A 21,069-nucleotide genomic window follows, 5' to 3' on the forward strand; every position below is an offset into this window, starting at 1 on the left:
GAGATTCTTTTGCGAAAACGAATTATTGCGGGCAATTGGAAAATGTACAAACTACCCAATGAAGCTGCGGATTTTGCGGAACAAATCAAAGAACGACTCACAGCATCAGATCAAGTGGAGGCAGTCATCTGTCCACCTGCACTTTATATAGGGGACTTACTGCAACGTTTTGAAACAAGTGCTGTAAAAGTCGGTGCACAAACGATGCATGACACAGCGGAAGGCGCGTTTACGGGAGAAGTTAGCCCAGCAATGCTTGAAAGCCTAGGCGTACACTACGTTATTCTTGGACACTCGGAACGTCGCCAATACTTCAATGAAACCGACGAGACAGTCAACAAGAAAGTACTTGCTGCATTCAAGCACCACTTGACGCCAATCGTCTGCGTAGGCGAAACATTGGAGCAACGTGAAATGCATGAAACAGTTTCGATCGTATCTGAACAGGTAACAGCAGCTTTTGCTAGCGTAACGGCGGAACAAGCGAAGCAATCTGTCATTGCATACGAACCTATTTGGGCAATCGGAACAGGAAAAACAGCAACAGCAGAAGATGCCAATGAAGTGTGTGCAGCAATTCGTCATAAAGTTGAAACTATCTACTCAAAAGAAGTGGCAGACGCGATTCGCATTCAATATGGCGGCAGTGTGAAGCCTGAAAACATTGCGGAATTACTAAGTAAAGAACATATTGACGGTGCACTCGTTGGTGGGGCAAGTTTGGATCCTGATGCGTTTGTTCAATTGGTGGAGGCTGGGACGCATGTCGAATAATCCAGTTGCGCTTATTATTCTAGACGGTTTCGGTTTGCGAGATGAGACTTACGGGAATGCTGTAGCGCATGCAAATACTCCGAACATTGATCTATTGATGAAAAACTTTCCACATGCCACGTTAAGCGCTTGTGGCGAAGATGTCGGTTTACCTGAAGGGCAAATGGGTAACTCTGAAGTGGGGCATTTGAATATTGGTGCCGGACGTATCGTTTATCAAAGTTTGACACGCATCAACAAATCCATTCGTGAAGGCGAATTCTTTGAAAACACAACACTTTTAGAGACGATGGAACACGTGAAAACGAAGCAGTCTTCACTGCATGTGATGGGCTTGCTGTCTGACGGTGGCGTTCACAGTCACTATGAGCATTTATTCGCTTTATTGAAACTAGCGAAAGAAACAGGTGTGGAGAAAGTTTATATACATGCGTTCCTTGACGGACGGGATGTCGGACCGACGACTGCTATGCCTTATATTAAGCGTACAGAAGATGCCATGAAAGAAGCAGGCGTAGGACAAATTGCGAGCGTGTCTGGACGTTACTTCGCAATGGATCGTGATAAGCGTTGGGATCGTATACAGAAGACCTATGACGCAATGGTTTATGGCATCGGCACACAATATGAATCGGCAGAAGAAGGAGTTCGAGCTTCTTATACCGAAGAAATACATGATGAATTTATTGAGCCGTTTGTGGTACAACAAGACGGTAAGCCAGTAGCGACTGTCGAAAATGGGGATGCGGTTATTTTCTTCAATTTCCGCCCCGACCGTGCGATTCAACTGTCCCGCGCGTTCACACAACCAAATTTCGATGGCTTCGATAGAGGCGTGAAGAAATTTACGGACTTACAATTTGTTGGCTTTACGCATTATAATGATGATGTAGTAGCAGATATTGTCTTCCACAATGTCAATTTGACGAAAACAGTCGGTGAAGTGTTGGCAGATCGTGGAAAACGTCAATTGCGTATTGCGGAGACGGAAAAATATCCGCATGTCACGTTTTTCATGAGTGGCGGACGCGAAGAGACATTTGAAGGGGAAACTCGGATTTTGATCAATTCGCCGAAAGTTGCGACCTATGATTTGCAACCTGAAATGAGTGCGTATGAAGTGACGGATGCATTAATTGCAGAAATTGAAGCAGAACGTCAAGATGCGATCATTTTGAACTTTGCGAACCCAGACATGGTCGGACATAGCGGCATGCTAGAACCAACTGTTAAAGCGATTGAAACGGTAGACGAGTGTCTAGGGAAAATCATCGACGCATTATTCGCTAAAGGTGGTTCAGCTATCGTTACAGCAGATCACGGCAATGCGGATGAAGTGATTACCATTGGTGGACAGCCAATGACGGCACATACGACAAATCCTGTGCCCGTGATCATTACACAACCAGATATTACGATGCGAACAGATGGCATACTTGCCGATTTAGCACCAACGATGTTGAAAATGTTAGGAATTCCACAACCGGTTGAAATGACTGGAAAACCATTATTCTAAGGAGAGATCTTCATGCCAATCATTACACATATTCATGCAAGAGAAGTACTAGATTCACGAGGCAATCCAACAGTAGAAGTAGAAGTATTCACAGATAGCGGTGCGTTTGGACGCGCAATCGTTCCTTCAGGTGCATCTACTGGAGAATATGAAGCAGTAGAACTACGCGACGGCGACAGCAATCGCTACAACGGTAAAGGTGTGCTAAAAGCTGTTGATCACGTCAATGAAGTGATCGCTGAAGAACTAGAAGAGAATTACTCAGTTCTTGATCAAGTCGTAATCGATAAAGCATTAATCGAATTAGACGGAACTTCAAACAAAGGTAAATTAGGCGCAAACGCAATCCTAGGCGTATCTATGGCGGTTGCACATGCGGCTGCTGATTATTTAGATGTTCCGTTGTATCAGCATTTAGGCGGATTCAACGCGAAGCAATTGCCAGTACCGATGATGAACATTCTAAACGGTGGCGAGCACGCTGACAATAACGTAGATATTCAAGAATTCATGGTTATGCCTGTAGGTGCAGAATCATTCCGACACGCATTACGCATGGGTGCTGAAATCTTCCATAGCTTAAAGTCTGTACTTCACGACAAAGGCTTGAATACAGCTGTTGGTGACGAAGGTGGATTCGCTCCAAACCTTAGCTCAAACGAAGAAGCAATCACTACAATTATCGAAGCAATTGAAAAAGCAGGCTATAAAGCAGGCGAAGATATCTTGCTTGCAATGGACGTTGCTTCTTCTGAATTCTACGATAAAGAGCAAAACAACTACTACTTAGCAGGCGAAGATGTTCGTAAAACATCTGAAGAAATGGTTGCTTGGTATGAAGAACTTTGCGAGAAATATCCAATCGTTTCAATCGAAGACGGCTTGGACGAAAACGACTGGGTTGGCCATAAACTATTGACTGAGCGCATTGGTAACAAAGTGCAGTTAGTAGGGGACGATCTATTCGTAACAAATACAGAGAAATTAGCACGCGGCATTGAAGAAGGAATTGGCAACTCAATCCTTATCAAAGTAAACCAAATCGGAACGTTGACAGAAACATTCGACGCAATTGAAATGGCGAAACGTGCAGGCTACACAGCAGTCATCTCTCACCGTTCGGGTGAATCAGAAGACGTCACGATTGCGGATATCGCAGTGGCTACAAACGCTGGTCAGATCAAAACAGGTGCACCGTCACGTACGGACCGCGTTGCGAAATACAACCAATTGCTTCGCATCGAGGATCAATTGTTTGAAACAGCTCAATATTTAGGTAAAGAGACATTTTATAATCTAAATAAATAAGACGCCCTCCGCTTGTTTATTGGCACAATTTGCAACTAAAGGTTGTGCCAATGACATAGCTTTGTTAAAATAGAAATGTTATGACTTGCTATTTTGGAGGTGGAAAACATGCATGCCGTTTTAACAGCATCGCTTGTAGTTGTAGCTATAGCATTAATCGTTGTCGTATTATTGCAATCCGGTAAAAGTGCAGGACTGTCAGGAGCCATCTCCGGAGGTGCAGAACAACTTTTCGGAAAACAAAAAGCCCGTGGATTAGACCTAGTTCTTCAGAGAGCAACATTGGTTCTATCCGTTCTATTTTTTGTCTTAACAATTGCGATTATGAAAATATAAACATGCAAGCGCCTGACCAAGTTTGAACGGTCAGGCGTTTTTCTTAGAAAGGATCGAAAGACATGCGAATTGCTCAGCCCAAACCGTTTTTCTTTGAACATGGCAAACGCGCGGTTTTACTACTTCACGGATTTACAGGTACATCCGCAGATGTTCGGATGCTCGGCCGGTTTCTGGAAAAACATAATTATACGTCATTGGCACCACATTATCGCGGACATGGTGTACCGCCAGAAGAATTGATAGAAACGAATCCAGAGCAGTGGTGGGAAGATGTACTTTCTGCATATAATCAGTTAAAAGACGCAGGCTATGAAGAGATCGCTGTGGCGGGATTGTCGCTTGGTGGCGTATTTTCATTGAAGCTGGCGGCGGATTTTCCGTTAAAAGGTATCGTGACGATGTGTGCACCAATGACGATGAAAACGACCGATCTTATGTGGCAGGGCGTGTTAAAATATGCGCGAGACTATAAAAAGTTCGCAGGCGAGACGGACGAGCAGATCCGACAAGAAATGACGGAATTGAAAACAAAGTCGATGCCTGGCTTAAATGATTTGCGGTCTTTAGTCGAAGGTGTGCGGGAGAAAGTGAACTGTATTTATACGCCATTACTCGTTATTCAATCGAGAAATGATGAAGTAATTGATCCCAATTCTGCACAAATCATTTATGATGAAGCCGAATCAACGGACAAAGAGTTACAATGGTATGAAAAATCCGGACATGTGATTACATTAGGTCCGGAAAAAGCACAACTTCACGAAAATGTGCTGGAATTTCTAGAATCCCTTGATTGGCAAGAGTAAAAAGAGGGGAACATATAACTAGAACGAATAGAAGGAGGAGATGATTGTTTGGACGCATTTGAAAAAGAACTACAAGAACGGATTCTTTCTTTACTGGAAGAAGCATCCTATCAACCAAAAACTGTCCATGAGATTCAAGAAATACTCGGCATGGAACAGGCAGCAGAATTTAAAGAACTCGTTAAAATGCTCGTACAGTTGGAGCAGACAGGGAAAATTGTTCGCTCACGTACTAACCGTTACGGCTTGCCGAAGATGATGAATTTACTCCGTGGGAAGTTTATCGGACATGCGAAAGGGTTCGGCTTTGTTGTACCAGAAAACGTAGAAGGTGACGACGTATTTATTCCACCGCATGAGTTAAACGGGGCAATGAACGGAGATATCGTATTTGTACGCGTCTCGGGAAGCTCACAAGGCGATCGTCGTGAAGGGGCCATTACGAAAATTGTCGAGCGTAAAACGACAAAAGTAGTCGGTACGTATAAAGATCATAGTAGCTATGGCTTCGTAGTAGCTGATGACAAAAAACTACCAATGGACATTTATATTGAAAAAGGACATTCCCTTGAAGCAGTCGACGGTCAAAAGGTTATCGTAGAAATTAAGAGCTGGCCGGATGACGAGAAAACCGCAACGGGCATGATCACGCAGATTCTCGGGCATAAAAATGACCCGGGCGTCGATATTTTGTCAATCATTCATAAACACGGTATTGCAATCGAGTTCCCACAAGAAGTGATGGACCATGCGAATAGCGTACCGACAACCGTCCAAGAAAATGATTTTTTAAATCGTAAAGATCTTCGAAACGATTTGACGATGACCATTGACGGTGCCGACGCAAAAGACTTGGATGATGCGATTTCTGTCTTTAAAGAAGATGATGGAATGTATCGTTTATTCGTCCATATTTCTGACGTCAGCTATTATGTGACAGAAAACTCGCCAATGGACGTTGAAGCAGCGGACCGCGGAACGAGTGTTTATTTGACGGATCGTGTCATTCCGATGCTGCCACACCGTTTATCGAACGGGATTTGTTCTTTGAACCCTGGAGAAGATCGTTTAACATTAACATGTGAAATGAAAGTCGATTTGAACGGTAAAGTCGTTGAACATGAAATTTACCCAAGTGTCATTAACTCAAATTATCGAATGACGTATCATGATGTTTATGAAATCATCGATAATAAAGATGAAGAACTATCGAAGAAATACGAAGAAATTGTACCGATGTTGAATGATATGGCGAAACTTGCAGCGATCTTCCGTCAAAAACGACAAGACCGTGGCGCAATCGACTTCGATTTCAAAGAATCTAAAATTCTTGTCGATGAAGAAGGCTGGCCAACAGACGTTATTATCATAGAGCGTACCGTTTCCGAGAAATTAATCGAGGAATTCATGTTGGCTGCGAACGAAACGGTGGCGGAACACTTCCACTGGCTACAAGTTCCCTTCTTATACCGGATTCACGAAGACCCGAAAGAAGAGAAATTACAACGCTTCTTCGAGTTCCTAACAAACTTCGGAATCGTCGTCAAAGGAACAGGCAACCAAGTGCACCCGCGTGCGTTGCAAGAAATCGTCGAATCGATCGAAGGACTTCCTGAACAATCCGTAATTTCCACGATGTTATTACGCTCCATGCAACAAGCAAAATACTTCCAGGAAAGCATCGGACACTTCGGATTATCGACGGAATTCTACACGCATTTCACTGCACCGATTCGCAGATATCCAGACTTAATCGTTCACCGCTTGATTCGAACATATTTATTCGAAAAAGATCTATCACCACAAACCATCGCTCACTGGTCTGCACGTTTGCCAGAAATCGCGCAACATACGTCTGAACGTGAACGTCGTGCCGTCGATGCAGAACGTGACACAAACGCATTGAAGAAAGCACAGTTTATGGTCGATAAAGTTGGGGAAGAGTTTGATGGTGTGGTATCCTCAGTTACGAACTTTGGTATATTCGTGGAGTTGGAAAATACAATCGAGGGACTTGTTCATGTACAAAACATGAATGACGACTACTATCGTTTTGACGATCGTCAAATGATGATGATTGGTGAACGGTCTGGTAAGCAATTCCGTATCGGAGACGAAGTTAAAGTGCGTGTACTTGCAGTGAAGCCAGAAGAACAAGCTGTCGATTTTGAAATCGTTGGTATGGTTCAAAACTTCAGAGGTTCCCGTAAAGAGTCACCTAAAGTTATTCAGGCGGGAAGAAGAAAAAGCAATGGTTCAGGTAGTCGTGGACAAGGGCAACAAAGCGACAAACGCAATAAGAAGTACGAAAAACCAAAGCGCAAGTTTTACGAAAGTGTAGCGAAAGGCTCGAGAAAGAGACCTAAGAAAAAATAAGGCTGGAAATCAACTGCTCCAGTCTTCATCTACATTTAGCAGAAGTCATACGCTGAATGTAGATGCAATCACGTCTAGGCGAGATTGATAGAAAATGGGGGGAAGAAACATGGCTAAAGGATCCGGTAAAGTACTAGCTGTCAATAAAAAAGCAAATCACGATTACGCAATCGAAGAAACTATCGAAGCGGGGATTGTGTTAAAAGGTACTGAAATCAAGTCGATTCGAAAAGGGAAAGTCCAGTTACGTGACGCATTTATCTTAATCCGTAACAATGAAGCATGGATTTCCAATATGCATATTAGTCCGTATGAGCAAGGGAACATTCATAACCATGATCCAATTCGTGCGCGAAAATTATTATTGCACAAGAAACAAATTAGTTCATTAATTGGAGAGACGAAGCAACAAGGCTATTCGATCATTCCGTTGAAAATGTATATTAAAGATGGCTTCGCAAAAGTGCTAATTGGCGTCGGTAAAGGGAAGAAGCTTTACGATAAGCGACAAGACTTGAAAGAGAAAGAACATAAGCGGGATATGCAGCGAGCATTCAAAGCGAAACAACAAGATTGATTAATGTCGCGATTTACTATATACTATAAGAAGTTTCAAGTACGATGACCTTCCGTTCTAAGTGAAACGGTTAGGGCTCCGAACTTTCCTTAGGGGACGTTACGGATTCGACAGGGGTGGTCTGGGCTTGAGCTGCGCGTCGGAGGGATCGTCTCCGTCAGAAACGACAGTTAATAATAACTGGCAAAACAAACAACAACCTAGCATTCGCAGCGTAAGCTGTTGAATCTACCTTTCGTTTCCATCGCTCATGTGGAGGCGTAAGGTTCACTTATAAGTGAGCTACGCTGACATCTGCATTCTGAGGGTGTCAGAAGAGATTCCCGGAATAGCGCACAGGACGCCTTGATTGATGGCAAAATGTTTGCGCGAAACCAAGTAGTCAATCTACACGCGTAGACGCTGAAGTAGCAGAGCCTTTGGACGTGGGTTCGACTCCCACCGTCTCCATACAAATGTATAGAGAACAACACATAAGTAAAGCATAAACTTTCCAAGAGGAAAATTTATGCTTTATTTTATTATAAACATTCTATTCGTCTTACATAGCATACGGATAGATAACTTAAAATTGGGAGGCGTTACTAGTGATCACATCATTTTCGGTGGAACATTTTAAAGCGATATCTTCATGTGAATTATCTAATTTAAAACGTATAAACTTATTTGGAGGTAAAAATAACACTGGTAAATCAACGGTTATTGAGGCCTTATTTTTCTTTCTAGATCGTCAAAACCCTCAGTCATTTATGCGAATGCATAATTGGCGTGGTGGGATGCCGACTTCGATGACGAGTTTTGATATATTTGCTCCTATATTCCATAATTATGACATGAGCAAACCAGTCAAAATATCGGTCAAAGAAGGTGCGGATCTGGAAAAGCTAACACTTCACTCCGTTGAGCAGAATAATACAACGATAAAAATAAATCCGAAAGATATTTCAACCCTCTCTGGAACTAATACAAAGTCTCTTGAACACAATCAAGTTGAAATTGCAGTTGATTTTTCTAGTCCAACAAAAGGAAAGTTAAGTGAGCAAAAAATTATTCATACGATTCATGATGAAGAGAATATGGATGTGAAAATAAATAAACAAACACCTATAAAAAGTGCTATATTCTTGAGTTCAAGATCACCAATAAATCCAAATGAAAATGCTATTCGTTTTGGAGAATTGGTGAAAAAAACAAAGAAAATTTGATATTGGATTATTTAATAGTAATCGAACCGAGACTTAAATCTATTACTGCTATTCAGCAACCAAATAGTCAGGCTGTTTTGTACGGCGATATTGGATTAGATGTAAAAATCCCACTACACTATATGGGAGATGGTATTACACGTATATTATCGATTTTACTGGCGATATTCAATAATCCGAATGGTATCGTATTCATAGATGAAATTGAGAACGGATTGCATCATTCAGTGCTGGTACATGTGTTGGAAATGCTTGATCAAGCATCGAAACAAAATAATTGCCAACTATTTATTACTACACATAGCTATGAATGTTTAGCTTCGTTAGTAGAGAGCGCCATTTCTGAAAAAGATGTAAATTATGTTCGACTTGAAAAGAAAGAACAACAAATTGTATCCAAAGAATATGGTTTTGATAATTTGAAAATAGCGATTGAAAATGGTTGGGAGGTACGATAATGAGAATTCCTAACAAAGTGTTGAATGACTCGAAAATGCCATTTCAAATTGAAAAGCCCAAGTTGCTTTTTGTCGAAGGGAAAGATGAAGTATTTTTTTCGATAAACTGTTTAAGCAGTTGGAAATAGAAGACATCCAATTAGTAGAAATTGGCGGAGTTGAACAGATGAGCGCAAAGTTAGCTACATTTATGTTAATCCCAGATTTCGAAAGTGTAACATCTATAGGTTTTGTTCGGGATGCAGATCATTCTTTTGATAGTGCAATGCAGAGTATGAGAATGATATTAGAAAAAAATAGCTTACAATCTTCTAGTAATCATGGTCAAGTTACGCAAGATGAATCTGATAGACGCACAGGAATATTTATCATGCCAGGTGAAAATATAGAAGGTACTATGTTGGAAGATCTATGCTTACATATCATCAAAGAAAGAAAATATATTGAATTGATCGATCACTATATAGAAAATATTAAAAAGAATGAATTACAAACTCCTTCGAATTTAGCAAAAGAAAAAACGCAAATTTATTTGGCGTCGCAAAGGAAAATTGTTCATAGTATTGGATTGGCGGCTCAGAAAAGTTATTGGGATTTAACGCATCCGGATTTGGATGAACTTAAAGATTTTATTAGGAAGTTGTAAGACTGCTAGACCCATAAACCCTGTAAACATTAGGGAGGATGTTCACTATGAAAGAAAAAATGGATAGACTCCTTTCATTGAAAAAGAAAGTTGATCAACAACGGACACTTTCTAAGGAACTTATTCTGGAACTTAAAAATGATTTTTTAATAAAAAGTACATATCACTCGAATGTGATTGAAGGAAATACATTATCAGTCTATGAAACGAAGGCTATACTGGAAGATGGCATAGTCATTACAGGTAAATCTATGCGGGAACATTTAGAAGCCATTAATCATAAGAACGAGATTTTGGTTGCAGAAGAAATAGTGCAACAAAATCATCCGTTTTCAGAAATGGCGATTAAACAATTACACGGTATCCTATTGAATGCTATAGATTGAGCCAATGCGGGCAAGTACCGCGAGCGGAATGTCATCATATCTGGTGCTTCTCATACAGCGCTTGATGCTGTACTAGTACCGCAAGCTGATGACAGGTTTGATTGAGTGGTATAAAGACACTACGGACTTGTTTGTTGTTCGGGTACCAGGTCCCAACACAAATCAAGAGCAATTCAGAATTGTATTGGGGCCTGGTACTCAACGCTAGTGGGTACCTGACAAAAAGTTTCTCGCACAAATACTTTTTCTGAAAGGAAGTAGCAGTCAAATAGTTTTAAAAAGTCGCAAGCCCGCGACATTGCAAATCTCTTCATTTTTGTCCATACTAATAGAAAGAGCGAAGTGAGGAGGAGAACTAATGAAGATTGGTGTAGCGATCGACGGATCACAGAATGCGTTGCGGGCAGTAGAGCATGCAGTGAAGACGGCGGAGATGTTTCCTGAGACGGAACTGAAAATAATCTATGTGGTGGATTTTAATACAGCGAATGATGAACGTATGAGCAAGGAAGACACGGAAACGATCAGGCAGCGTGTGACGCAGCCGGCGATGGAGTTGGCAAAGCTAACACAAGCTAAAACAGAGCTTGTCATTTATGAGGGGGACCCGGCGCAGAGAATTGTGCAGTACGTGGATTCAACGCCGCTTGATCACTTGGTCATTGGGAGCCGCGGACTGAATGTCGTGCAGGAAATGATGCTTGGAAGCGTCAGTCATAAAGTGATCAAGGAAGCAAAATGTCCGGTGACGGTCATTAAATAAGCAAGTCCTCCGCATGTAGCGGGGGGTTTTTCATTTATACAACAGTTGTTACATGTAGTGCCTATGTGAGAAATGAGAATGCTTCACGGACAGGTATTTTTTAACCGCTCTTCGAAAGTAGTCTCCACCTTCAAACGGGTGAAGGGTGAAACCCCACGACATCTTACCGAAAGCTATACCGACACTTGCCGTACCCTTGGCAACCTTATAGTGGAGCGCTCGCCGGCTACGCAAGCACAGGCAAGATTGCCGGAGTACTGCGACGACTGAAAGAAGCGGACGGGCACTGAGGACACAATCTTAGTCAAATGAGGTACTTGTGTGAGAAATAAACGTGAATATGTAACCAATAATAAATGTTGCATGCACAAGTACTGTAAACCACCAATTCTCACAAAACACACTACTAATTTAGAACTTTATGGGCCCTTGTTTGCAAAAAAAATTTATCCTGAGAGGTGGCTATACAATGACCAACACACGATACTTTTACGAATTTATTGAACCGATTTCCCCTGATCTAGCAAAACTGGCTAAAGAATTGGAGAAGAGTATATTTATAAGCCCTCGTTCCATGCTGACTCATTCTAGAGTATTCATAGAGAAGGTTTTGCACTTAGTGACTCAATCGGAGAATTTAAAAGTAGATCCTTGGATTGGTATTCGAGAACATATTGATTATCTTGATGAAAAAGGTATTCTAATTACGGAAATATGTAGTGACTTACATAATTTACGAATGATAGGAAATCAGGCTGCACATGATACGAGATCATTTCGTATATCAGAGGCTCTACTTGCGTGGGAGACGCTTTACAGAGTAGTGAAATGGTATGTGGAAGTGTATGGACCACTGGAAGTTATGGTTCCTAACTATGTTGATCCTTCGCTAAATACAGGTCCGCGTTTTGAAGTGATGGAGATTGAAGAACGTTTAAAAGGATTGGAAGAGTTGTTGAAACAAACGTTTGAAGAGAAGTCAACTAAAGAAGATATTTCACAAGAAGAAACTTCAAAAGAAGATGTTTCGCAAGTGGATATTTCAAAGGTGGAAATTCGTGATCTGTTGTCGGATCAGCCAGGTTTCACAACGATTCGCACGATTACATATAAAGGTGATGAGTTACAAATCCCTCATTTTTTACGGGATGCATTTTTACTACCACAGCGTTTTGAAAAGTCTGAGCTGTTTTTGATTCGTCTCGGCGGGGAACAGGAAGCGCGTTTGATGAGTGAGTTGCCAGATAACTTGGAAGGTCTTCATGTAGCAGTTAAGCGTTTTAATGAAACGAATGATCAAGACTTTTTTGAAGAACTAAAACTATATGTGGAAGAAGAAAAGCAACGTCGACAACTAAAGTCTGAGCGACCGGGAGAATTGTTTTTCTTCTATCATTCAGATTATATTGTTGTGACTGAACAGCTTGGAAAAATTCCGATTACCAATGAGCAATTCATAGGATTCCCTAATTTCATTCAACAACTAAATGATCAAGGGTATTATGAAGTAGGTCAGTTGCCAAAAGAGTTGGTGACGTTAGGTAAATATAAACGTGTAGGGAAAGGGACGCTGGAGAAGTTCTTTATGCAGTTGAAAGAGAAATGAATTATGTTCGGGTACCATGTCGACACACAACTCAAGAACAATTCAAAATTGTATCGGGACCTGGTACTTATATTTAAAGATTTGCAAACATATGCTAGTACTAGTCAATTAAAGGTTGCAAAGGCTATGAAAAAAGAAGCGCATTATAAATTGGTGCTTTCTGATAAAATGGCAAATGGCGATTTATTGAAGAAAGTTCAAATATCATCAGATAGAGAGGCTACTCCGAAAGGTCATGAAAATGACTTTTTGAGTAGCCTTTTTAAATTATGCCGACATAATAAAAAATGTCGATTCAAAAATCAATATTATACTGCTTAAGTTTACTGTAAAGACTGACCCTAGATATCCCAAGTTTCTTTGCCGCGGCACTTTTATTTCCGTACGTTTCAATTAGTACTTCCTTGATACGGGCGCTTTCTAGTTGTGCTTTTTCTTCGGCTAGTCCCTTTTTGACTGTGCGATTGTTGTCTGAGTTGGGGAATATATTCATAATATCATCTGCATGAATTGTTGAATGATCAATAATTATAATCATTCGTTCAACAACGTTTCGTAGTTCCCTAATATTACCGGGCCAACCGTAGTTCGTAAACAACTCCATGGCGCTGGGAAGAATCGTGGGCATTTCTTTTTGATACTTTGTACAATACTCTTGTACGAAATGATTGACTAAAATCGGAATATCTTCATTGCGCTCCTGTAGGGAAGGGATTTTCAATGTTACAACGTTTAATCGATAATATAGATCTTCGCGAAATAGTCCTTGTTTAATCATGTCTTCTAAATTACTATTGGTGGCTGCAACGATTCGGCTATTTACTTTTATGGATGTATTGCCGCCAATGCGTGAAACTTCTTTCTCTTGCAACACACGAAGCAATTTCACTTGCATATCAAGAGGTAACATTCCAATCTCGTCTAAAAATAATGTGCCGCCGTTAGCCATCTCTACTTTACCGGCTTTCCCATCCTTATGGGCACCTGTGAAAGAACCTTTTTCATATCCAAAGAATTCACTTTCGAATAAAGCCTCTGGGATTGCACCGCAATTGATGGGAACAAAGGGCTGATCATTTCGAAGACTTGCTTCATGGATGCCTTGTGCAAAAAGTTCTTTACCGACACCGCTTTCTCCTCTAATTAAAACGGTCGCATCTGTTTTCGCAACTTTAAGCGCTAATTCCTTAGCTGCTCGTATGGCACCACTTTGTCCTTTAATTTCTGAAAAGGGTCCGACTAGTTCCTGCAAATTGTATTGTTGTTTGACTTTTTGTAATTCAGTAGTTGTTAAAGATAATTTTTCATTTAACTTTACAATATTCGTGATGTCCTGATCGATTGAAATGGCTCCAATTAAATTACCTTTATTATCAAAAATGGGAGATGAACTAATCAGTACGTGCTTATCTGGTCTCGGTTGATGATAGACATTAAAAACAGGTTTTTTGGTTTCCAATATCTCTAATAATTTCAAGTCTTCCTTCTTAAAAAATGTACTTATTTTTTTCATTTTAATAGCTGAAAGTGTTATTCCGTAAATTTGTTCAGCTTGGGAATTCCAGTATTCTACTTCTTCCGAGGTGTTAATAATGATAATTGCATCAGAACTAGTTTCGATTAATGTGTTTAGATAATAACGTGAATGCTCATGCGGTATATTTTTCATAATCGCTGACATCCTTTCTTAGAAAAGGTGTAAGTGTTAAGTTTACACTTTACAATATTGTAATTTTACTGAACATTAAATATTGTAATAAACTTTATAGACAATTGCAATAGAGTGATTTTCTATCATTATCTAAGTTGGCACGCTTCTTGCAAGTAGAATTAGTAAGAGATGATTTATAATTAATAATCTACTTGGGAGGTATGAATACGTTATGGTGATGATGGCGAATACAGTCCGTACAATTGATGCTCATACGATGGGGGAAGCCGCTAGAATAGTGATTGAGGGCATCCCAGAAATTCAAGGGGATAGTATGATGCAGAAGAAAAAAGAAATGCAATCTGAAATGGATTACGTACGAAAGTTACTGATGCATGAACCAAGAGGACATTTGAATATGTTTGGGGCAATTTTAACCGAACCATGCAACTTGGAGTGCGACCTTGGTGTATTATTTATGGACAGCGGTGGTTATTTGAATATGTGTGGCCACGGAACAATTGCAGCCGTAACGATTGCAATTAATCAAGGATTGATAGAGAAAAAAGATAAGGTATATCTGGACACGCCTTCGGGAATTATTGAATGTCATGTCGTCTACGAAAACGATAAGGTGAAGGAGGTATCTTTTATTAACGTCCCCGCGTTTTTGTTAAAACGGAATGTAAGCGTTTTATTAGAGGGTGTAGGACCGATAACATTGGATATAGCTTTCGGTGGAAGTTTCTTTGCGATTATCGATGCAAAACAATTTGATTTAGCACTGGAGATTGAGGAGCAAGATAAAATTGCAGCACTAGGTATCGCAATTAGGAAGGCTGTGAATGAGCAGTTGAACATCAGTCACCCTGAAATACCAGAGATTAACTCGGTTGACCTTGTGGAATTTAGTTTAGAAGTAGGGAAAAATCATTATAAAAATACAGTTGTTTTTGGGGATGGACAAATCGATAGATCACCTTGTGGTACAGGTACATGTGCGAAACTGGCAACACTGGATTTGGCTGTAGATGAAGAAATTATCCAAGAAAGTATTATAGGCTCCCAATTTAAAGGGGCAATCATTGATTATACTGAAGTCCGAGGTTTTAATGCGATCATTCCTAAAATTACAGGATCTGCATGGATGACAGGAATTCATCAATTTTCATTAGATGAAACAGATCCATATGTAGAAGGATTTTTATTGAATTAAGTAACTAGAATTTAACAGTGGAGGCTTGATGATATGGGATTAATAAAAGACTTTTTTATAGCATTGTCAAAAAATAAAGTACTAAATAGTGGAGCGAAACGTTGAGGACTTAAATTGGGCGCACAGTCAGTTGTAGCGGGCACAAGCGTTGAACAAATGGTTGAAAGTGTTAAGCATCTTAATGCAAAAGGGATTGCGGCAACAATTGATAATCTAGGAGAGTTTGTGTTCGAGAAGGAAGAAGAAATAAAGGCGAAAACACAAATATTGGCTGTCATTGAGGCGATTCATGCACATGCATTGCACGCTCATATTTCTTTGAAACCTACGCAACTTGGTTTAGATATTGACTATGAATTTTGTTTGGAAAATCTGCAAACGATTGTTGCAAGGGCGAGCGACCATAATATATTCATTAATTTGATATGGAGGATTATGGACACTTACAACCATCCTTTGACATTATAGATGAACTATCAAAAGAGTATAGTAACATTGGCACTGCTATACAAGCCTATTTCTATGAAGCAGACGAAAATCTACAAAAGTATAAAGATTATCGTATGCGTATTGTAAAAGGCGCTTACAAAGAGCCTGGAAACTTAGCATATCAGGACAAAAAAGAGATTGATCAGAATTATATCCGATGGATTGACTATCACTTGCTACATGGTAAATTCACTTCAATTGCAACACACGACCATAATGTCATTAATCATGTGAAAAAGTTTGCGGAAGAACATAATGTATCAAGTGATAAGTTTGAATTCCAAATGTTATATGGCTTTAGATATGACTTGCAATTAGAACTTGCAAATGAGGGCTATCATTTCTGTACATATGTTCTATTTGGTGTAGATTGGTATGGTTATTTCATGCGACGATTGGCAGAACGTCCACAAAATTTAAATCTAGTTGCGAAGCAGATTTTTAATAAAAAGACAAATAAGCTTATAGGCGTTGGGACTGGCGCCTTCTTATTAGGAAGAGTTAGCAGGAAAAAAATAGGTTGAAGTATCATTCAGTAAATACAAGGGGGGAATATTTATGGAGAAAAAAGTATCGATGTCACAGTTATTCGCGATCGGTTTTATGCTCTTTGCGATGTTTTTAGGTGCAGGAAATGTTATATTTGCACCTATGTTAGGGCAACAGGCAGGAACGAATACATGGATTGCGATGGGGGGATTTTTAATAACAGGTGTTGGAATGGTTCTACTTGCCATTATTGCACTAACGCGTGGTGGTGGAACTGTTGAAAAACTTGCCGCAAAGGTACATCCACTATTTGCAACCGTATTCTCAATCTTGTTATTCCTAACGCTGGGACCTATTTATGTGATTCCGCGCACGACATCGGTTGTATATGAAATCGCAGTAAATCCGTTAGTGCTGGACAAATCAAATACTAGTCTTTATCTTTTTGCCTTCTCACTGCTATTTATTGTTATTACAATTTGTTTATCATGGAATACAACAAAGTTTATAGATCGATTAGGGAAACTCATTACACCGATTTTTCTTTTATTATTGGTCGCGTTAGTTGCTAAATCGATTTTTACCCCAATGGGAGGCTTTGGAAAACCACAAGGAGATTACATAAGTGGCGCTTTCTTAAAAGGATTTACTCAAGGGTACTATACGATGGATGTTCTTGCAGCTTTTGTATTTGGAGGGATTTTCATAAAATCTATTGGTTCATTGGGGATAAAGTCTGAAAAGGAAGTATCAAAAATATTCATTAAAGCTGGAATGATTACTATTATTGGCTTGGTCGCTTTACAAATCTCCATGGCATGGATAGGCGGTTCAAGTGTCAATCCAATTGGTTATATGGAGAACGGTGGTGAAGTTTTAGCGCAGAGTGCGATTGTATTGTTCGGACAATTCGGTATTTATATTATTGGAACAGTTATATTGCTAACGGGGATTACGACAAATGTCGCCTGCTTAGCTGCTGTAGCTGAATATTTCGGAAGAATTGTACCTAGCATTTCTTATAAAAATTGGTTGATTATTTTCGCTACACTAGGTTTAATCATTACGAATTTTGGACTCACAACAATTTTAACAATGGCATCCCCGATACTACTTTTACTTTATCCATTGGCGATTGCATTAATTGTGCTTATATTTGCAAATAACCTTTTCAAAGGTCAACAATCGGTTTATGTGGGTACAATCATTGGTGTGGGCTTTGTTGCTATTCTAGACGCATTAAAGGATGCAAATATTTTAGTGGATACAATCAATAGCACGTTTGGATTTATCCCATTGTTTGAAAGTGGTGCGGGGTGGATTGTAACGGGGATTATTGGATTTATGATTGGTGTAGCAGTGGCAAAAACAAGAAAAGAGCCTATTACACTCATCAACTTAGCAGGTGAAGAAGTCCTTTAGGCTATAAATAAAGGACTTATAAAGTAATTAAAAGAGAACCAGAATTTCAAAAAACACAGGAATGATTCAGAATTATATCTTTACGTAGTACTCAAAATTCGAGCATTGAAACAGGCGCGATTATATCAACTTGGAGTATCTGAATACTACTTATTTAACTGGACAGGAAGAGGAAATGCCCGAAGTCAATATGCCTGAAACGTACAAACTTAAAGTAGGCTATGTATATCAGAGTAACAACTGTGATACGGTAATTTAGGTAGGGACTGCTTTTTTAGGCGGATTTCTTAAAGTGGAAATGAATAAGTTGACTGACGCTGATTCTTGGTTCTTTGTTCATAGAATGCTGAATCTATAATTTAAGGAACTGCCCAAAATAATTAAAGGTACCTATGGAAGACAGGTACCTTTTTGAAGTTAAACTTCTATTCCTGCAATCCCAAATCCTCCAGGACCAGAATGTGTCGAGATCGTACCACCACCTTCAATCCAAATACTATTTTTGAATCCTTTTTTCCGTGCAATTTCATTGATCCGTTCTTTGATCGTTTCACTAAGTCCGATGGAGTATATAAAGTAAATTTGTTGTCGATCCATATCGTATTGCTGTAAATAATCAAGCAGTAAACTTTCAGCGACTTTGCTCATTTTTCCACGATATTTTTTGGTTGAAACGAGCTTTCCTTCTACTAATTCAATACATGGTTTGATTTTCAATAAAGCCCCTCCGAGGTAAGCCATATTGCTGACTCGTCCGCTCGCCAGTCACGTTTAAGGCACCGATTAAATGAATATCCTCTATATCTTCCGTTGCTAGTAACGCATTTTGATAGGAAGCAGAAGCCTTTGATGTATACCCTATATGAACGATGATGCAATCAGGATATTCCGTTCTTAAAGTAGGTACCAGGTCCCCACACAAATGAGAAACAACTCTGAATTGAATTGGAGTCGTGTGAGGACCTAGTACCAATTGTGGGGTTCACCTGTACCTTTAATTGATATCTGCTTGTGTCGCAATCATGGTAATATAAACCTATACGCGGTAATAAGGAGTGTTAGTTTATGGATCAATTATGTAATTGTGAAGACTTTTTTCAAATAAAAATCGAAGCCGATGTAGGTGCTGACCCGTTGTGGTGCGCGGTTTGTGGGTACAACTTGGAAATGGATAAGTTTACGCTTTCAAATCCTTTAAAAGAGCAGTTAAGGGCATGGATAGATGATTATGGAAGTTGGATCAATTGGGATTACGATAGTTTAATTGAAGGAGGTAAAATTATAGAAAAAGATCATAACGAATTAGGCCTAAGATTAACTGAAAAGGTCAAAAAGGAACTAAAAGGAAAATACGAAGTTGTATTTTCACCTTCTAAAATGTATTAAAATATAGGGCAAATGAGGGAATACTTTCATGAAAAAATATTTATTAACGCAGAGTGTCTACACTCTGAAGGACCTAATTTATTTAGGTCTTTTTTGTTTATGTGTAAAAGTCTAACACAACTTTAACCTGTAAATTACCAGGGGCTTTAACACGTGTATTAGCAAAGTCACAATAATTATTGTATACCTGTTGATTGGTCTCCGAATAAGCTATCTTTTTTGGTGCGAAATTTTTAAATATGGAATCGTATTGGGTAAATGATAAGAAGTAGAATCAAACGTAAAAATGTCTTATCGAGAGTATCGTGACTTTTTTCTGGTGTTTCGATAATATGAGAGTATCGAATTAATGGATAAAATGTGGAAAGTGAGTGAATACAAAATGGAGTTATTTTTTGCTACCCTATTATATATCCTGACATTGAAAGCCTTCTGGTTCCTCGTCGCCATGGTGGTTCTAATGACCGTTGTTCAGTTGCAGCTGCCGAAATGGCGCGGCGCTGTCGGAGAGCGAACCGTGCAGAAAAGACTAGAAAAACTTGGCGAAGAGTACCGAGCCTATCATGACCTCTACATCGAGGACGCAAAGTACGGATTGACGCAGATTGATCACGTTGTCGTCTCCAAATATGGCCTGCACGTCATTGAAACAAAACACTATAATGGATGGATCTTTGGCAGTGAAAATCAGAAATACTGGACGCAGGTCATCTATAAAAATAAACAGAAATTCTACAATCCGATACGGCAGAACTATGGTCACATAGAAGCGCTCAAAAGCCGTCTAAACTTACCCAATCTGCCTGCACGCTCCATTATCGCCTTTTCTAATACGGTCGAATTCAAATTCAAAGAACCGTTTCGGTCAGCTGATGTTGTCCACTATCGTGGATTGGTGAAAGCAATCAAGCAAGACGATAGGCTACGGCTCACTGACAATCAGGTGAACAGCATAATCAGTAACCTGGATCAGCTTGTAGATCTTCCGAAAGAGGAAAAGAAGTCAATCAGGAAAACACACTTGCAGCAGGTGCGGAAGAAATATAACGCCACGACGGGGAAGAAAGTAAAGTAGGCGAGTGGCAGAGACGGTGAAGGAAGTAGTTGAGGGAAAATAACGGATCGGTGTGAGGAACAATCATTAAAGTTTCACCCACATCTACCTTTAATCAATATCTACTTATCTCGCATCCATGATAGTATAAACCTATACGCGGTAATAAGGAGTGGATGAATGGGCAGATAATCGAATATATTCAGGGGCCGTGGAGGGCAGTGGCACTGCTTACTATCTCTCTGGTTCCTTTTTTTGCATTGTGCTCAATTCGTATAATATGAGACCCATTGAGCGGTGCAATTGTGAAAAACTATGAGGATATTCAGAGATTGAGTAGCGATTAACTGGAAAGGATTTGTTAGTGAGGTGCCAAGTCCAGAAATAAATCGTACGGAACTCTGAATCAAACTTAATTCGTGTTCGGACCTACTCCCTTTATTTATCAGTTTCCGACAGAAGACTCCCTCTTCAATCATGTGAAGGGCAGAGCCCAATGATAAGAGGGAGATGAATGTCGGTTGTCTGTAGACAAAGCAGTTTCTGTAATGATAGAATAGGAACATACATTCCCATATGAAATGAGGTGAAAGCAATGTTGG

20 protein-coding genes, 1 other RNA gene and 1 pseudogene are annotated in these 21,069 nt (G+C 39.8%); 20 read left to right on the forward strand and 2 right to left on the reverse strand.

The window, feature by feature from the left end:
- Nucleotides 1–9 precede the first annotated feature (9 nt).
- The 15 genes from tpiA to ORD22_RS09450 all read left to right on the forward strand — a co-directional run bounded on the left by tpiA (nucleotide 10) and on the right by ORD22_RS09450 (nucleotide 13,081).
- Entirely contained in the window at nucleotides 10–774 is a 765-nt protein-coding gene (tpiA, locus tag ORD22_RS09380) for a triose-phosphate isomerase (protein WP_317645695.1), read from the forward strand.
- On the forward strand, nucleotides 764–2,290 hold the full coding sequence (gpmI, locus tag ORD22_RS09385; RefSeq protein WP_317645696.1) for a 2,3-bisphosphoglycerate-independent phosphoglycerate mutase: 1,527 nt from the start codon (nucleotides 764–766) through the stop codon (nucleotides 2,288–2,290). The genes tpiA and gpmI overlap by 11 nt, the downstream gene beginning before the upstream one ends.
- A gap of 12 nt (nucleotides 2,291–2,302) precedes the next feature.
- Entirely contained in the window at nucleotides 2,303–3,598 is a 1,296-nt protein-coding gene (eno, locus tag ORD22_RS09390; protein WP_317645697.1) for a phosphopyruvate hydratase, read from the forward strand.
- Between the two features lie 108 nt (nucleotides 3,599–3,706).
- Complete coding sequence (gene secG / locus ORD22_RS09395) at nucleotides 3,707–3,934, forward strand: preprotein translocase subunit SecG (RefSeq protein WP_114924454.1); 228 nt, start codon at nucleotides 3,707–3,709, stop codon at nucleotides 3,932–3,934.
- A gap of 62 nt (nucleotides 3,935–3,996) precedes the next feature.
- Nucleotides 3,997–4,743 carry an alpha/beta hydrolase gene (locus tag ORD22_RS09400; protein WP_317645698.1) on the forward strand — a complete coding sequence of 249 codons (747 nt, stop codon included), beginning with the start codon at nucleotides 3,997–3,999 and terminating at the stop codon, nucleotides 4,741–4,743.
- Nucleotides 4,744–4,791: 48 nt separating this feature from the next.
- The gene (rnr, locus tag ORD22_RS09405) at nucleotides 4,792–7,119 is read left to right on the forward strand and encodes a ribonuclease R (protein ID WP_317645699.1); all 2,328 of its coding nucleotides are present in this window, start codon (nucleotides 4,792–4,794) and stop codon (nucleotides 7,117–7,119) included.
- A 109-nt stretch (nucleotides 7,120–7,228) separates the two neighbouring features.
- Complete coding sequence (smpB, locus tag ORD22_RS09410; RefSeq protein ID WP_317645701.1) at nucleotides 7,229–7,696, forward strand: SsrA-binding protein SmpB; 468 nt, start codon at nucleotides 7,229–7,231, stop codon at nucleotides 7,694–7,696.
- 92 nt (nucleotides 7,697–7,788) lie between these two features.
- Nucleotides 7,789–8,149: a transfer-messenger RNA gene (gene ssrA, locus ORD22_RS09415) on the forward strand.
- 134 nt (nucleotides 8,150–8,283) lie between these two features.
- Complete coding sequence (locus ORD22_RS09420; RefSeq protein WP_317645702.1) at nucleotides 8,284–8,901, forward strand: AAA family ATPase; 618 nt, start codon at nucleotides 8,284–8,286, stop codon at nucleotides 8,899–8,901.
- A 2-nt stretch (nucleotides 8,902–8,903) separates the two neighbouring features.
- Nucleotides 8,904–9,359 (forward strand): AAA family ATPase, encoded by a 456-nt coding sequence (locus ORD22_RS09425; RefSeq protein ID WP_317645703.1) that lies wholly within the window; start codon nucleotides 8,904–8,906, stop codon nucleotides 9,357–9,359.
- 106 nt (nucleotides 9,360–9,465) lie between these two features.
- Nucleotides 9,466–10,005, forward strand: coding sequence for a DUF3226 domain-containing protein (locus ORD22_RS09430; RefSeq protein ID WP_411567641.1), 540 nt, complete (start codon nucleotides 9,466–9,468; stop codon nucleotides 10,003–10,005).
- A gap of 47 nt (nucleotides 10,006–10,052) precedes the next feature.
- Complete coding sequence (locus ORD22_RS09435) at nucleotides 10,053–10,391, forward strand: Fic family protein (protein ID WP_317645704.1); 339 nt, start codon at nucleotides 10,053–10,055, stop codon at nucleotides 10,389–10,391.
- Between the two features lie 358 nt (nucleotides 10,392–10,749).
- The gene (locus ORD22_RS09440) at nucleotides 10,750–11,154 is read left to right on the forward strand and encodes a universal stress protein (protein WP_317645705.1); all 405 of its coding nucleotides are present in this window, start codon (nucleotides 10,750–10,752) and stop codon (nucleotides 11,152–11,154) included.
- Between the two features lie 469 nt (nucleotides 11,155–11,623).
- Nucleotides 11,624–12,760: a DUF4145 domain-containing protein gene (locus ORD22_RS09445; RefSeq protein ID WP_317645707.1), complete on the forward strand. Its 1,137-nt coding sequence runs from the start codon at nucleotides 11,624–11,626 to the stop codon at nucleotides 12,758–12,760.
- Between the two features lie 126 nt (nucleotides 12,761–12,886).
- A complete protein-coding gene (locus ORD22_RS09450; protein WP_317645708.1) occupies nucleotides 12,887–13,081 on the forward strand; it encodes a hypothetical protein in 195 nt (64 codons plus the stop codon).
- Here ORD22_RS09450 and ORD22_RS09455 read toward each other — a convergent pair.
- Entirely contained in the window at nucleotides 13,056–14,429 is a 1,374-nt protein-coding gene (locus tag ORD22_RS09455) for a sigma-54 interaction domain-containing protein (RefSeq protein ID WP_317645709.1), read from the reverse strand. The two genes, ORD22_RS09450 and ORD22_RS09455, sit on opposite strands and share 26 nt — an antisense overlap.
- Before the next feature lie 214 nt (nucleotides 14,430–14,643).
- Between ORD22_RS09455 and ORD22_RS09460 the strand changes: the two genes are divergently transcribed.
- From ORD22_RS09460 to brnQ, 3 genes and pseudogenes are all read left to right on the forward strand, one after another.
- Nucleotides 14,644–15,627 (forward strand): proline racemase family protein, encoded by a 984-nt coding sequence (locus tag ORD22_RS09460; protein WP_317645710.1) that lies wholly within the window; start codon nucleotides 14,644–14,646, stop codon nucleotides 15,625–15,627.
- A gap of 33 nt (nucleotides 15,628–15,660) precedes the next feature.
- Nucleotides 15,661–16,640: pseudogene (locus ORD22_RS09465) on the forward strand (proline dehydrogenase family protein).
- Nucleotides 16,641–16,674: 34 nt separating this feature from the next.
- Complete coding sequence (gene brnQ / locus ORD22_RS09470; RefSeq protein WP_317645711.1) at nucleotides 16,675–18,027, forward strand: branched-chain amino acid transport system II carrier protein; 1,353 nt, start codon at nucleotides 16,675–16,677, stop codon at nucleotides 18,025–18,027.
- A gap of 417 nt (nucleotides 18,028–18,444) precedes the next feature.
- On the opposite strand, the gene ORD22_RS15170 is transcribed toward brnQ, so the two are convergent.
- A complete protein-coding gene (locus ORD22_RS15170) occupies nucleotides 18,445–18,744 on the reverse strand; it encodes a DegV family protein (protein WP_411567640.1) in 300 nt (99 codons plus the stop codon).
- 348 nt (nucleotides 18,745–19,092) lie between these two features.
- On the opposite strand from ORD22_RS15170, the gene ORD22_RS09480 reads away from it, so the two are divergent.
- Together ORD22_RS09480 and ORD22_RS09485 are read left to right on the forward strand one after the other, a co-directional pair.
- Nucleotides 19,093–19,413, forward strand: a complete 321-nt coding sequence (locus ORD22_RS09480) for a hypothetical protein (RefSeq protein ID WP_317645712.1) — start codon at nucleotides 19,093–19,095, stop codon at nucleotides 19,411–19,413.
- Nucleotides 19,414–19,795: 382 nt separating this feature from the next.
- A complete protein-coding gene (locus tag ORD22_RS09485; RefSeq protein ID WP_317645713.1) occupies nucleotides 19,796–20,488 on the forward strand; it encodes a nuclease-related domain-containing protein in 693 nt (230 codons plus the stop codon).
- The last annotated feature ends 581 nt before the right edge of the window (nucleotides 20,489–21,069 follow it).

It is taken from the genome of Sporosarcina sp. GW1-11 (assembly GCF_033088395.1).
Lineage (GTDB): Bacteria > Bacillota > Bacilli > Bacillales_A > Planococcaceae > Sporosarcina.